Genomic DNA, 13616 nt, shown 5'->3' on the forward strand with positions numbered 1-13616 from the left:
CCAGCGCTCAGAGCAACACATTGAAGACCACCGTGTCGGATCCGGCCGCCGCGGAAATGGCAAAATGCAACTGCCACAATCCGCTCATCGTGAATTTCACCCCGTCGATGCGATAGCATCCGTCGCCCAGATAGTCGGTCGCCTGCGGGCTGGTCGGCAGACCGTGCCTGTGCTGCGGCATGCCTCCGGAAATCGTGATCGCGGCGCCCTCCACCGGGGTTCCCGCACCTGTCCTCAGGGTCAGCAGCCAGGATTGCAGCTCGCCTTGCCTGATGACACCCCGCTCCGGCTCGAAACTGGCCACAAATAGCCCGTTCGCCGTCTTCTTCGAGCGGGCGACTTCGGAGCCGGCAAGCCGAGGCGCTTGCGGCGCAGTCAGATAGACGGCGGCGAGAATGCCGGTCAGCAAGGCAGCCAGACCAAGACCTGCCAGAACATAACGCCATAACGATGCCAAACCGGTTCCTCTTCCAGAGATAACGTCTCGCTAGGCAGATCGCGTCCCGCCGCGCCGTTGAGAAAACGCATCTGGCGCAAAATCCGCTGACGCCAAGCATGGCGCTACCGGCCGCAAAAAGCTACAGCACCGCGTCTTTGGTTTTGTGCATGTCGTTATCCCAAAACCGCTGCGCACCCTCGGGTCGGGCCCAAGGGCAAGCTTTTGGGCGACATGCACTAGGAGGAAGATTCATGACAGGCAATGGCGTCGCCTCGATCGGTGAATGCATGCTCGAACTTTCAGGCCAGGCGGGGCCGAACTGGCGCATGGGTTTTGCCGGCGACACGTTCAACACGCTGTGGGCGTTGCATGCGCTGAGCGGAGATCGGCCGGCGACCTATGTCTCGGCCTTCGGCGACGACCCGTTCTCGCGCGACCAGATCGGTTTCTTCGCGCAAAACGGCATCGGCATCGGCGCCAGCCCGATCATAACAGGCGCACGGCCCGGTCTCTATGCGATCACACTGACCGGCGCCGAACGCTCCTTCACCTACTGGCGCGGCGATGCGGCCGCAAGGCAGCTTGCCTCCGACGCGGCTGCCTTGGCGAAAAGCCTTGAAAATCAGGCGCTTGTTTACTTTTCCGGAATCACTTTGGCAATTCTGGATGACGCCGCGCGCAACACGCTGCTGGCGGCGGTGGCCAAGGCGCGCGCCGCCGGCTCGCTCGTCGCCTTCGATCCCAACTACCGGCCGCGGTTGTGGCGCCGGCGCGAGGAAGCGCAAGCCGCGATCCTCGATGCCCTCGCAGTCACCGACATTGCGCTGCCGACCTTTCCCGACGAGCAGATGCTGTTCGGCGACGCAGCGCCGCAAGCAACCGCGGAACGGCTGGGGAAGCTGGTCGGCGAAGTCGTCGTCAAGAACGGCGAGGAGCCGGCGCTGATCGCCGCAAACGGGACCCCGCAACCCGTTCCGGCCGTGCATGTCGCCGCCCCCGTCGACACGACCGGCGCCGGCGATTCCTTCAATGGCGCCTATCTCGCCGCCCGGCTTGCCGGCCATCTCCCGACCGAGGCGGTGCTGCGCGCGCATCGCGTCGCCGCAGCCGTCGTGCAGGTGCGCGGCGCGCTGGCGCCATTCGAGACGTTAAGGGCGGCGTTCGAAGATTAATGCATGTCGCGCAAAAGCTTGCCCTCGGGCCCGACCCAGGGCCCGACCCGAGGGTGCGCAGCGGTTTTGCGATAACGACATGCATAAAAACAAGAACTAAAGCGCGTTGCATGAATCCATTCAAACGCGACGCGCTTTAGGATCAAAACGCAATCAGACTGGCTGCCGCCAACGGCTGACAAGCTTGCAGCCAAAGGCGATCGCTATCCGCGCTTTTCGATGACGCCATACAGGACGTTGCGGTTCTCGCCAAAGAACACCTGCGCCTCGACGGTGTTGCGGTCGACGCTGGCGTTGATGATGTTCCACATATCGACTTCCGACCGCAGCAGCAACACCCAGTTCATGAACGTCTCCCGGTAGCCGGCGTCAGGGTTGCCCTCTGCATAGTTCGCGAAAAGGAACGTCCCGTTCGGCTTCAACATCTGCAGGCAGGTTTTCGTGAGCTTCACGGCGACGTTGTGCGCAAGGTAGTCGTAGAGGCCGGAGGCGTAGATGAAGTCGAACTTGCCAAGCTTGTGACCCCGCATGAGCACGGTTCGTACCGAACCGTCGATGGCCTCTACCGCGGTGCCCTGGAAGTCGCGCGTGATCAATCCAACGCTCTGAGGATCCTGATCGAGCGCAACCCAGCGCTTGAGACGGCCCTCCTGCAAGGCGGTCGAGCGATTGGCCTCCCTTAAATGGCCGGCCGCAATCGCCAGGACCTCGGCTTCTGGTCCATTCCTGGTCGCAATCTCATCGACATATCGGGTTAAAAGATCGCGTCGTTCCCGGGCCGCGACGCACGACGGTACATCCTTGGTATGGCTATAGAGCGCCTTGCCGATTTCCGAGGCGTTTGCCACGCTCTCGGCCACGTGCGGATCACAATAGATGTAGTCGAGCAACTGCGCGTCGCCAGAATAACCTCTGGGCTTGTCATGGGACCACCGCGTAAGCGGATCCTCAAGAAAGTACTCCAGGACCGGGTGATTCCGCACTACCGGTATCAATGCTTGCCAAACGTCAGGATGAACCTTGGAACGCATTGCTTCGAGATACGACATCAGACGGCGAATGATCTCCGCGGGGTCCTTTCGTTGCTCGACTTGCTGATGTGTCGTGTGGAGAATGAGCGCAAGCTCTACGCGAGCGGTTTCGAACGCTTCGCTGTGAGGCTCGAGCTTTCTTCGAGGGAGACTGGCGGCGATCATCTCGGCAGTAATCAGACTTTTGCCATCGAGGATGGTTGCCACCACATAACTCCATAGTTACAATTAACTAGATATTAGCTAGATATTGCGTAAAATTTTATCTTTGCCAAGCCACATCTCCAGCATTTTAGCGATGTCGTTAATTTCCCGCCAACCATGCTGGTTCTTTGGACGCCTTGCGGGTCGGATTCCGGATACGAGTTAACGAAAACCTATTTGCGCGACTGCATATTGTTGCGAGGCGCCGCAATCGCTGTCGCGCCCGAGGAGTCGGCCGGCATTGGGGGCAGAAGCTAGAAATGAGTTCGGAATACAAAGCCCCGTTCAAATGGGGTTTGTGGTGACGAACGAATGCGCGTCATCCGCATTGGCCGATATAGCCCATGCGGAACCGTTCGAACCGCGCTACGAGCCGCGGTCCGACGAGCTCCGCAACCTCTACCGAGAGGAAGGCCAAGCGAAGCGAAGAATGGACGCCAGGCCAGGGCTTTGGATCGCCGTTGCCATCTATCTGCTGTTTTCGGCAACCGATCTGCTGCTGATTCCGGACGTGGCACTCTATACGATCACGGCACGCTTCGCGGTCGGAGTGACTGCACTCTCGATCCTGGAAGCACAACTTCGCCAGGGAGTCGGAACGGAATGGATTGACGTGACTTGCGCTGGAGCCATCATCTTTGGCTATGTTGGGTGGCTGTGCCCAGCGGTCATGGGTGCGGACAAGGAAAGCGTCTCGTATTATATGGTCTTTGGCACCATCTTCATGATGAGCGCCAATCTCTTCTTCACGTTTAAATTCAGCCTGTCTATTGTAACTTCTGCAATAATTTTGGTAATATTGTATGTCGTAAACTATTTTGTGCCGTCTACATTAATGTACAAAATGGTATTTGGAGCTTTCTACATTTCATGCTTCACATTTACGTCTTACGTAAACTGGAAGCTGAACGAGGAACGCTACAACGTCTTCCTGAATGCCCTTGAAGCCAAAATCCAGCACAAGGAGGCCACCGAGCGCGGACAGGCGCTGTTGAATCTGTCGAGAACCGATCCGCTTACGGGTCTGGAGAATCGGCGGGCGATTGACGAGAAGCTGCGGGACTACTGGAGCGACTGGCAAAGGTCTGGCAGAAGTTTTGTGGCGATCCTCATCGACGTGGACTTCTTCAAAAGGTTCAATGACTATTACGGACATCAAGAAGGCGACCGCTGCCTGATTCTTGTCGCCAATGCCCTTGCCGAGATGATTAAGCAGTACAATGGCTCAATCGGCCGCTACGGCGGTGAGGAATTCATTGTCCTGGCCCGCATGGAGAAAAGAGAACAGGTCGCGGATATTGCCGAAGCCATTCGAAGCACGGTGGAGAACCTCGCGCTTCCCCACGAGCAGCGCAGAGACGGTATCTCGGTTGTGACGGTGAGCGTTGGCGCTGCAGTCACCAGGCCGCAGATTGGCGCCAAGCTGGAAAAAATCATCCACGAGGCCGATCGCGCGCTCTATCTGGCAAAAGCAGGCGGTCGAAATTGTACCTGGCTGTTCGATCCAAACGATCCCCAAAGCAGCGACGAGAGCGAGAATATTGCGGCTTTGCTGAAGATCGCGATCGGCCAGGATCTCGTTTCACTCGTTTACCAGCCTATCCAGAATATCGCGTCGGGCCGAGTTGAAGCCGTCGAGGCTCTGATGCGCCTTAAAATGCTGGACGGTACATCGGTTCCGCCGAGCCTATTCATTCCCGTCGCGGAACGAACTGGTGCGGTCCTGGCGCTCGGGCGCTGGGCAATAAGGACAGTATGCACTGAGCTTCTGGCGGACGATCACGTCCGTGTCGTCAGCGTCAACGTCTCTCCGATTCAGCTCAAGACGCCCGGCTTCGCGGCTTCTGTTGCGACCATTTTGAGCGAGACTGGCGTAGCCGGCAGCAGGCTCGCCCTCGAAATCACCGAAGGGCTGGAGATGGAGATGCACTCCGGCATTCTTCGCTGCATCAGCGACCTGAAGCTGCTGGGGATCAGGATATGGCTTGATGACTTCGGGACCGGCTTCGCTGGCCTGTCGTGGCTTCGTCTCATCGATTTCGATACGGTGAAGGTCGACCGCTCGTTTCTCCATGACTGCGGCACCCCGAGGGGCAAGGCGATGCTGCAAGACATTATTGCGCTGGTCCGAAATCGCGGCCATAAAATCCTGGTCGAAGGGGTCGAAACCGACGAGCAGATGGCCCTTCTACGCGAATTTGACATAGATAAAATCCAGGGCTTCCACGTCGGCCGCCCTGCTCCCGCCGCCAGTTTCCGGGCGAGACCGATCACCTACAAACGCCCATTTTCGGTCGTTAAGTCCGCATGAACAGCGGCGGAGCGATCTGCGCTCCTGCAAGCGATCACCCCGCGCTCCCTCTGCAGATGATCCAGCGGCTGGCCGAGAATCTTGCCGTTTGAAATCGGCCGGCGGGAACGAGCACAGGGCGCCATTAGCGGTCGTTGCTGACCCTCTCATTCAATGTCGACAGTTCGTGGAGAAGCCGTCGTTCCAGGTCCGTCTTAGTGCTTTGCTCAACGTGGCCAGCGGTCGACTTCGCAACAGAAGCATGATTGTGAGTCGCGATGCGAAGTGGTTGTTCCCGTTGGTTGCTTGTAAGGAGCAAATTCGCACCACATCAATTTGCCGACGGCCCCTCCCCGAATAGATGCGGTTGCGAGTCGATTGCGAAACAATCCGTTTAATGCTAATGCAAATCATTCTCATTTGCATTTGTGGTGACGGTTATGTCCGAGGTCAGCATGTGGTTCCGCGAAAAGATCAGCAGGCGTGGACTGCTGTGGGGCGGCCTGGCGGCGGCCGGAGGCTCGGCGATAGCGGGAACGGCGGCTGGCCAATCGGCCCATTCCGGCCATGGGGCCACGTCGGCCGCGGGCGCTGCACCGCCTCCAGCGCATTTGGCCGCCCACGGATCGATGATCACCGTCGGAGACGTGGACAACGAGCGCAACGGTTTCGATCCTTCCCGGATCGTGACGGACTGGGAAACGGGCTCGGTGTCGACGCTTCCCGACGGACGAATCCTTCGGACTTTCGAGATCGAGGCGGTTGACAAGGAAATCGAAATCGCGCCGGGGATCATGTTCCCGGCCTGGACCTACAACGGGCGGGTGCCCGGGCCTGCGCTCAGGGCGACCGAAGGCGAGCACCTGCGGATGGTCTTCCGCAACTCCGGCTCGCATCCCCACTCCATGCACTTCCACGGCATCCATGCCGCAAGGATGGACGGCGTCCCCGGTGCAGGCTTGATCGATCCGGGAGAAGAATTCGTCTACGAGTTCGATGCCAGGCCCTTCGGCTGCCATCTCTATCACTGCCATGCGCTGCCCCTGAAGCGGCATATCCACAAGGGCATGTACGGCCTTTTCGTGATCGACCCGGATCCGGCCCGCCATCCGGAGCTTGCCAATGTCGCCCGTTCCCGCTTGCTTGGCACGCCCGAGAACGCCGAATGGCAGGAATTCGCCATGGTGATGAACGGCTTCGACACCAACTTCGACAACGGGAACGAAGTCTATGCGGTGAATACCGTCGCACACGCGTACATGAAGCGGCCGATCAGGATCGTCCGCAACCGCCCAGTCCGCATCTATCTGGCCAATGTCGTCGAGTTCGATCCCATCAACTCGTTCCACTTGCACGCCAACTTCTTCGACTATTTCGAACAGGGGACGACGCTCACGCCGACCTTGAGGACGGTCGACTTGATCACTCAGGTGCAGGCGCAGCGCGGAATCCTCGAGTTTACCTACAAGGATCACGAGACCGGTCTCTACATGTTCCACCCGCATCAGTCGGAGTTCACCGAACTCGGCTGGACGGGCATGTTCGACGTGGTGGAGGCGGTCGCATGAACGAGGTCTCGCACATCGCCGCCGCCGACCCGACCGCTCCCGTCGGCTCCGGAAAATCGCGCGCCGCTTTGCTGTGGCTGATCCTGCCGCTGGCCGCCCTCGGCCTGGCGATCACCTGGCTAGTGGTCTCTGACCCGCTCAGAAACTTCGGGAACGGCGCTCCGCCTGTGGAGAGCCTGACTTTCGAGCGGACGATCCTTTCGTCCGACGGCATCCGTGTCCTGGTCCGCGCCGGTGGCTCGGAGCCGATGACGATCGCCCAGGTTCAGGTCGACGACGCTTACTGGCAGTTCACGCAGGAACCCGCAGGACCGCTCGCCCGCGGCGCTACGGCATGGATCCACCTGCCCTTCCCCTGGGTGCTGGGGGAGGCGCATGCCATCAACATCGTCACCAAAACCGGAGCGACGTTCGGGCACGAGATCGCGGTCGCCGTGCCTACCCCGACACGGGACGCAGGGAGCCTCGCCTCCCAGGCGCTGCTAGGCGTGTTTGTCGGCCTTGTTCCAGTCGCCATCGGAATGATGTTTTTTCCAGCGCTGCGCGGAGTCGGCCGCAACGGCATGAATTTCCTGCTCGCCCTGACTGTCGGCCTGCTGGCGTTCCTGTTAGTCGACGCCACGGCTGAAGCTTTCGAACTGGCGGCCGAGTCCGCCGCAATATTCCAGGGACAGGCAATGGTCGTCCTCACAGCCGCTGCGAGTTTCCTCCTGCTGATGGCGGCCGGCCGCCGCGACGGAGTGCCGACCGGACTTGCGCTCGCCACCTTCATCGCGCTTGGAATCGGCCTGCACAATCTTGGCGAGGGGCTGGCCATCGGCGCTGCGTTCGCGGCAGGCGCGGCCGGATTGGGCACTTTCCTGGTGTTGGGCTTCATGCTGCACAACATCACCGAAGGCATCGGCATTTCCGCGCCGATGCTGAAGAAGCGCCCGCCTCTGTGGACCTTCGTCGGCTTGGCGCTTCTGGCGGGCGGTCCCGCCGTCATCGGCCTTTGGATCGGAAGCCTGGCCTATGCGCCGCAGTGGTCGGCGCTGGCTCTCGCGGTCGGAGCGGGAGCCATTCTGCAGGTCATCGTCGAGGTCACTGCGTACCTGATGAGGTCGGACGGGAGAGGCCCTGCGGCGCTTACGGCGCCAGCCACGATGGCGGGATTGGCCGCAGGCGTCTCGTTCATGTATGTGACCGCTATGCTCGTCAAAGTCTGATCTGCCGCGGCGACAGCTTGTCCGGTCGCTCCTGCCGGATTGTCGCCTGTGAACTGCGGGCGCGGAGATCGGTTGCGGCAAATAAAAAAGGTCGGCTTGGGTCCAACGTGCGTCGCCCCGGCTACCCGGCGTCAATCGACCGACAACCTTGCCGTTTGAGTCGGCCGGGCGAGCACAGAGCGCCGGTTCCGGACATTCGCGACCGCTCCTCGTAGCGGAGCTTCGCGCTACGGTCGATCGGGGACCCTCAGACCGACCGCCGCCGCCCGTCGGATCCACCGGACCAGGCCTGGCTCATTGCTTCGTGTTCGCCTCCCGGAACGCCGCCTCTCCGGCGTCCGACACCTCGGCCCACTTCTTGTCGGCCGCTGGATCCGCGGCGTAGCTGTCATGCCAGTTCCACCACTTGTAGGTCGGGGTCTGGGGATAGCCCTCGGGCGAGTCCTCCCAGACCTCCTGCCGGCCCAGCGGGGTGATGTCGAGGTAGTTCCAGGTGCCTCCCATCTGCTCGTCGCCGCGGTTGTTGATGAAGTAGGTACGGAATACGCGGTCGCCGTCGCGGATGAACACGTTGTGGCCGTGCCACTCGTCCACGCCGAAATCGGCGTCGAAGCTGTCGGTGAGAGTGAACCACGGCATCTCCCAGCCCATCCGCGCCTTCAGCCGCGCGATATCAGCCTGAGGCGCACGCGAGACGAAGACAAGGGTGGTGTCACGGGCGTTCAGGTGGGCGACGTGGGCGACCTGGTCGGCCACCAGGGAGCAGCCGCGGCAGGCGTGGTCGGGCCAGCCGAACACTCCCGGCTCGAAGAAGGCGCGGTAGACGATCAGCTGACGCCGACCGTCGAACAGGTCGAGCAGGCTGGCCTTTCCGTCAGGCCCCTCGAACGCATAGGTCTTCTCCACCGCCATCCACGGCATCCGCCGGCGCTCGGCGGCCAACGCGTCACGGGCGCGGGTCTGGGCCTTTTCCTTCACGAGCAGCTGCTCGCGGGCCGCCTCCCACGCCTGCGGCGACACGACCGGTGGTGTGTGCATGGCAGTCTGTCCGCTTTTCCGTCCGCTCTTGGCTGATGAAGTCATGGCTTTGATACCTCCTGATCTGGGCGAATTCCCGCGCCTCATGGCTGAAACGCGGTTCCATTCGCTGCTCATCGCTCGTTTTTTCGGCATGAGGTAGTTTGGCACCGGAAAGCGAACAGTGGGAGTAACAAGTGTGGCGCTATTCCGATGCCGTCTTGACCGGCCAGCATCTGAAACCCTCCGCACGAAAAGACATCGGCATTTCAGATAGTTCCATCGGAACAAGAAAGCGGTACGGGACGTTACTTGAGGTCGGGGATACCGTCACGAGTAACACACTGGCCACAGCGGCGGACACGGCTGAGCACTTAAAGGAACGAACCACCGGCAAACTCAGGACGTTTGCCAAACGCAATTCGCAACTCGACGGAAACGCAGTTTGATCGCCAGCGTCCTCGGTCCCACCCCGAACACCAGATTGTCCGGCCGAACACGAAGCTCCGAAATGGCTTCGCCGATCGACAAAATTCTGGCTGGCGACGCCCCCCTGAAAATGGAAATTGGGGGAGCCGATTGGTGGACGGTTCATCGCGGCTTGTCGCCTATCCTGGGTACGGCCATTCACAACGGTCATGAGGTCCGCGGTGCCGTCGAGGCGTTGCTGGCGATCTCCGACGACGACCGGTTGCGGGAGGAAGATCCTTTCACCGAGTTCGTCATTCGAGATGTACCCAACCGTATCGTATTCCACCGGTCGCGTTTCGAGGTCGACCTCAACCGCGCTCGCGAGGCGGCGGTCTACCTCTCGCCCGAACAGGCCTGGGGCATGGACATCTGGAGCGAGAAACCCGCGCCCGAAACGGTCGAGGATTCGCTCCGTGTGCACGACGACTATTATTCGATGCTAAGACAGGTTTTACGCGGGCTTGAAGAGCGCCATGGACGTTTCGTCGTGCTCGACATTCACAGCTACAATCACCGTCGTGGCGGGCCAGACGCGGCGCCATCCGATCCGGAAACCGCGCCCGATATCAACATCGGCACCTTCTCTATGGACCGTGAACGATGGGCACATGTCGTTGAACCGTTCATAGCCGCGTTGCGCATGTTCGAGTTCCGCGGGCGCCGGATGGACGTGCGCGAGAATGTCGCTTTTGAAGGCAGGGGTGAGCAAACGCGGTTCATTCACGAAGCCTTCCCGGAGACCGGCTGTGCTGTCGCCGTCGAGTTAAAAAAATTCTTCATGGACGAATGGACCGGATTGCCCGATCAGGCCGCGCTGGTCGCGATGCGTGCTATGATCCGTTCAACGCTGCCGATCCTGGAGGATAGACTGCAAGCGACGAGATGAGCAAAGCGCGAGTAAGCGACAGGCCGGCGAAAGCGCTCGATATGGCGCTTGTAGAAGATGTTCTCGCCGATATCGACGCTGGGAAACCGGTTCGGCGAGATCTTGAAGGTGGCGGGCGCCTCCACATCGATCGCGCGCTTCCCTTCCTTTGCATTCATTTGATCGACGGGCGTGAAGACGATGCGGCGCGGGATGTGGCATCGTCCAACGCGTCTTACCTTATCACTCCCGATCTGGATGCCGCCGTTCTGGTAATCGAAGCCATAGGCTCCGCCATGGCGAAACGCTTCGGCGCCTTCGTGCTGCTGGACGTCGGCGAGTTGGAACGGGATAGGCTACTCAGCGATGACGCCCCGTTTCTTCCACCTTTCGAGATCACGCTTTCCGCCACCGATCAACGAGCGATCCGCACTGCCCTCGACAGCTTTGCTTCGGCGGTCGAGAGCGTGGAGGTCAAGTTCCGTTCTCCGCGTCTCGATAAACGTCGTTCAGCGGACGACCCGCACGCGCGCCTTGCTGCGCGTCTCATTGGCCTTCCCTGTCTCACCGTGCGTTTCGCGCCGATCTATCGACAGCCCGACTCCGACGAGATCTATCCCGATCTGCGGGCAAGACTGATCGCCAATATCTTCGATGCCGGACTGCAGGCCATTGCCGCCTTCGTCAAAGCCACCGGCATTCTGAGCCTGCCAACGCACCGCGCGCTCGGAAGGCAGGCCTTCGTCGACTCAGTCAGCCGCGCCGATCGGAGCATCGACGACATCGTGGCGACCTTCGACTTTCTTCTGGCTGTAACACCGATCAACGCCGACGCGGCGTGGCGGGAATTCGAGGCCAGCAGATTCCAGCATGCGCCAAGGTTCCTCTATCGGCCGCTGGCCGTTCAGGTGGATGTCGAGAAGAGCAAGCTCTTCTCGATCGACTTCGATCGCTTTGAGGATCCCGTGCTTTTCAACCTATATCGCGAAAAGCAGCAGGAACTCGATCTGCAACTTTCGATGCTGTCCGCCCGGGAGACGACACGTTTCGTCGAGTTGGGCCGCGCGCTCTACGGGCGTGTCGAGCCTGCATTGTTTGATGCTGCGAAAGACATTCTGGCGAAAACGGCGAATGCAGGAGGCAACCAGGTGGGGGATGGCGAGCACGGCGAAAGCGCCGATTGCTTTTTCGTAGAGCGCCAGGCGCGTTCGATGATCGAAATCTATCGCAGGCAGCATTCCGGTTTCGAACCGATGATCGAATTGCGCGACGATCTGCCGGCTGGCCTGATGGTTTCGGGTTCCCGCCTTCTAATCTCACGCAGTACAAACATGGCGCGCCACAGGGTCGAGGCGCTGCTCAGCCATGAGATCGGTGTCCATCTGCTGACCTACTTCAATGGGTCGGCTCAAGGGCTGCGCCTCTTCCGATCGGGCCTTGCCGGATATGAGGGCGTGCAGGAAGGGCTCGCGGTCTTCGCCGAGTATCTGGCAGGCGGCATGACAAGAGGGCGTGTGCGTCTCATCGCCGCTCGCGTGGTTGCTTGCGCGGCCATGCTCGAGGGTGCATCGTTCCAGGAAACCTTCCTGGTTCTGGTTCGCGACTACGGTTTCACCGAAATTGGCGCTTTCAATCTGACCCTTAGGCTATTTCGTGGTGGTGGCCTCGCGAAGGACGCGATCTACCTGCGCGGCCTCTTCGAGGTGCTCGACCATCTCGGAAAGGGCGGAGCGCTCGATCCGTTCTGGATGGGGAAGATTTCGGCGTCGCATTTTGGTGTCATGCAGGAATTGAACCTGCGCGGCCTGCTCAGGGCGCCAGAGATAACGCCTGCCTTTTTGTTCGATCCGCAGGCAGAGCGGCGTCTCGAAAAGGCACGATCGGGGCTCTCGCCAGTCGAAATGATCGCAACCTAGGGGCTCTTGATGCGCATTGCATTCTTCGTCAATTCGATCGAACGCGAAACGCCTCACTATACAACCACCTTGCTCGCACTGGGGGCGCTCAGCCGCGGTCACGAAATCTCCTATCTGACGCCCGACGATTTCGTGCTGCGTCCCGACGACAGCCTCATGGTCCGCGCTATCACTTTGCCGAGCTCGACTTACAAGAAGCCGGAGACGCTGTACAAGGATTTGCAGAGCGACAGGACCGAGATCAAGACGATCGACGTTCGCGAGATCGACATCATCTTTCTGCGGAACGACCCCTCGCTGGACGCCGCCGATCGCCCGTGGGCAGTGAATGTCGGCGCGATGTTCGGGCGCCTTGCGGCCGAGCGCGGCGCGCTCGTCGTCAACGATCCGGGTGGGCTGGCCCTCGCTCAAAACAAGCTCTACTTCCAGGACTTTCCCAAAGCCGTGCGACCGGTCACGCTGATTTCCAAGAGCATCGAAGAGATCCGCGCCTTCATCAAGCAGCAGCCCAAAGGCGCTATCGTCAAGCCACTGCAGGGATCCGGCGGCAGGAACGTCTTCAAGATCGACTCGCCAAAGGACGCCAACCTCAACCAGATCTTCGAAGCGGTCAGCGGGGAAGGCTATCTGATTGCGCAGGGCTACCTGCCCGAAGCCAAGGCCGGCGATGTCCGTCTCTTCGTGATGAATGGAAAGGCGCTGGAACGCGACGGCAAATATGCCGCCTTTCGCCGCGTGCCTGCAAAGGGCGAGGTTCGCTCCAACATCCACGTCGCGGGCACCGCCGAGAGGGTGGAGGTAACGAACAACATGCTTTCCGTCGCCGAGATGGTGCGACCGAAACTCGTTCAGGACGGGATGTTCCTCGTTGGGCTCGATATTGTCGGAGACAAGCTCCTGGAGATCAATGTGTTCACTCCTGGCGGGCTTTCGAGCATGTCGGAAATGTACCAAACAAATTTTGCCGAGAGCGTGATCATCTCCCTCGAAAACAAGCTTTCAATACGAGCCGCTTATCCCGCCTCGATGTCCAATCGAGAACTGGCGGCATTATGAATTGTCGGGGAACCACAAGTAAAACTGTAACGCGACAGAGCGTTCGGCCAAAAGACGCTCTAATGCATGTCGCGCAAAAGTGCGCAGCGGTTTTGCGATAACGACATGCATAAAAACAAGAGCTTAAAGCGCGTCGCATGAATCCGTTCGAACGCGACGCGCTTTAGTGGTGAAATCCTGACGCTTGGTACCGTTTGTGAAAAGCGGAAATGGGTGATTTCGTGCGGTCGATTGCCGACTGGAAACGAGCAACCAGCGCCAAAAGCGGTCATCCACCGCCAGTTCTCGAATGACCGCAGTGAGGCCGGAGAACGAACCCGCTGCGCGGGATGGGCGCGCGCGGTGAGGTAGAGGTCACGATCCGGTTGCCGCGCCCGCA

The 13616-nt window shown here is 60.2% G+C and carries 12 protein-coding genes; 8 read left to right on the forward strand and 4 right to left on the reverse strand.

Features of this window, described 5'->3' with window-relative positions:
• Positions 1-7 precede the first annotated feature (7 nt).
• Entirely contained in the window at positions 8-457 is a 450-nt protein-coding gene (locus AC0L3I_RS17110; RefSeq protein WP_473527648.1) for a FixH family protein, read from the reverse strand.
• Positions 458-690: 233 nt separating this feature from the next.
• On the opposite strand from AC0L3I_RS17110, the gene AC0L3I_RS17115 reads away from it, so the two are divergent.
• On the forward strand, positions 691-1611 hold the full coding sequence (locus tag AC0L3I_RS17115) for a sugar kinase (RefSeq protein WP_473527649.1): 921 nt from the start codon (positions 691-693) through the stop codon (positions 1609-1611).
• 203 nt (positions 1612-1814) lie between these two features.
• Here the strand turns inward: AC0L3I_RS17115 and AC0L3I_RS17120 are convergent, their stop codons facing one another.
• Positions 1815-2849 carry a class I SAM-dependent methyltransferase gene (locus tag AC0L3I_RS17120; protein WP_473527650.1) on the reverse strand — a complete coding sequence of 345 codons (1035 nt, stop codon included), beginning with the start codon at positions 2847-2849 and terminating at the stop codon, positions 1815-1817.
• Positions 2850-3135: 286 nt separating this feature from the next.
• Between AC0L3I_RS17120 and AC0L3I_RS17125 the strand changes: the two genes are divergently transcribed.
• The 3 genes from AC0L3I_RS17125 (at position 3136) to AC0L3I_RS17135 (ending at position 7912) form a co-directional block, all read left to right on the forward strand.
• Positions 3136-5157, forward strand: a complete 2022-nt coding sequence (locus AC0L3I_RS17125) for a putative bifunctional diguanylate cyclase/phosphodiesterase (protein ID WP_473527665.1) — start codon at positions 3136-3138, stop codon at positions 5155-5157.
• A gap of 419 nt (positions 5158-5576) precedes the next feature.
• Positions 5577-6704 carry a multicopper oxidase domain-containing protein gene (locus AC0L3I_RS17130; protein ID WP_473527651.1) on the forward strand — a complete coding sequence of 376 codons (1128 nt, stop codon included), beginning with the start codon at positions 5577-5579 and terminating at the stop codon, positions 6702-6704.
• Entirely contained in the window at positions 6701-7912 is a 1212-nt protein-coding gene (locus AC0L3I_RS17135; RefSeq protein ID WP_473527652.1) for a ZIP family metal transporter, read from the forward strand. Before AC0L3I_RS17130 ends, AC0L3I_RS17135 begins: the two co-directional genes overlap by 4 nt.
• 294 nt (positions 7913-8206) lie before the next feature.
• On the opposite strand, the gene AC0L3I_RS17140 is transcribed toward AC0L3I_RS17135, so the two are convergent.
• Complete coding sequence (locus AC0L3I_RS17140; RefSeq protein WP_473527653.1) at positions 8207-8995, reverse strand: DUF899 domain-containing protein; 789 nt, start codon at positions 8993-8995, stop codon at positions 8207-8209.
• A gap of 131 nt (positions 8996-9126) precedes the next feature.
• Here AC0L3I_RS17140 and AC0L3I_RS17145 point away from each other — a divergent pair, with 131 nt between their 5' ends.
• The 4 genes from AC0L3I_RS17145 to AC0L3I_RS17160 all read left to right on the forward strand — a co-directional run bounded on the left by AC0L3I_RS17145 (position 9127) and on the right by AC0L3I_RS17160 (position 13237).
• Positions 9127-9378 (forward strand): hypothetical protein, encoded by a 252-nt coding sequence (locus AC0L3I_RS17145; protein WP_473486533.1) that lies wholly within the window; start codon positions 9127-9129, stop codon positions 9376-9378.
• Between the two features lie 110 nt (positions 9379-9488).
• A complete protein-coding gene (locus AC0L3I_RS17150; protein ID WP_473486628.1) occupies positions 9489-10286 on the forward strand; it encodes an N-formylglutamate amidohydrolase in 798 nt (265 codons plus the stop codon).
• Entirely contained in the window at positions 10283-12181 is a 1899-nt protein-coding gene (locus AC0L3I_RS17155; protein ID WP_473486534.1) for a flavohemoglobin expression-modulating QEGLA motif protein, read from the forward strand. The genes AC0L3I_RS17150 and AC0L3I_RS17155 overlap by 4 nt, the downstream gene beginning before the upstream one ends.
• Positions 12182-12190: 9 nt before the next feature.
• Positions 12191-13237 carry a glutathione synthetase gene (locus AC0L3I_RS17160; RefSeq protein ID WP_473486535.1) on the forward strand — a complete coding sequence of 349 codons (1047 nt, stop codon included), beginning with the start codon at positions 12191-12193 and terminating at the stop codon, positions 13235-13237.
• 59 nt (positions 13238-13296) lie between these two features.
• Here the strand turns inward: AC0L3I_RS17160 and AC0L3I_RS17165 are convergent.
• Positions 13297-13616 (reverse strand): hypothetical protein (locus AC0L3I_RS17165; RefSeq protein ID WP_473527654.1); only part of this gene is annotated, 320 nt, incomplete at its 5' end.

This window comes from Mesorhizobium sp. WSM4840, from assembly GCF_055811755.1.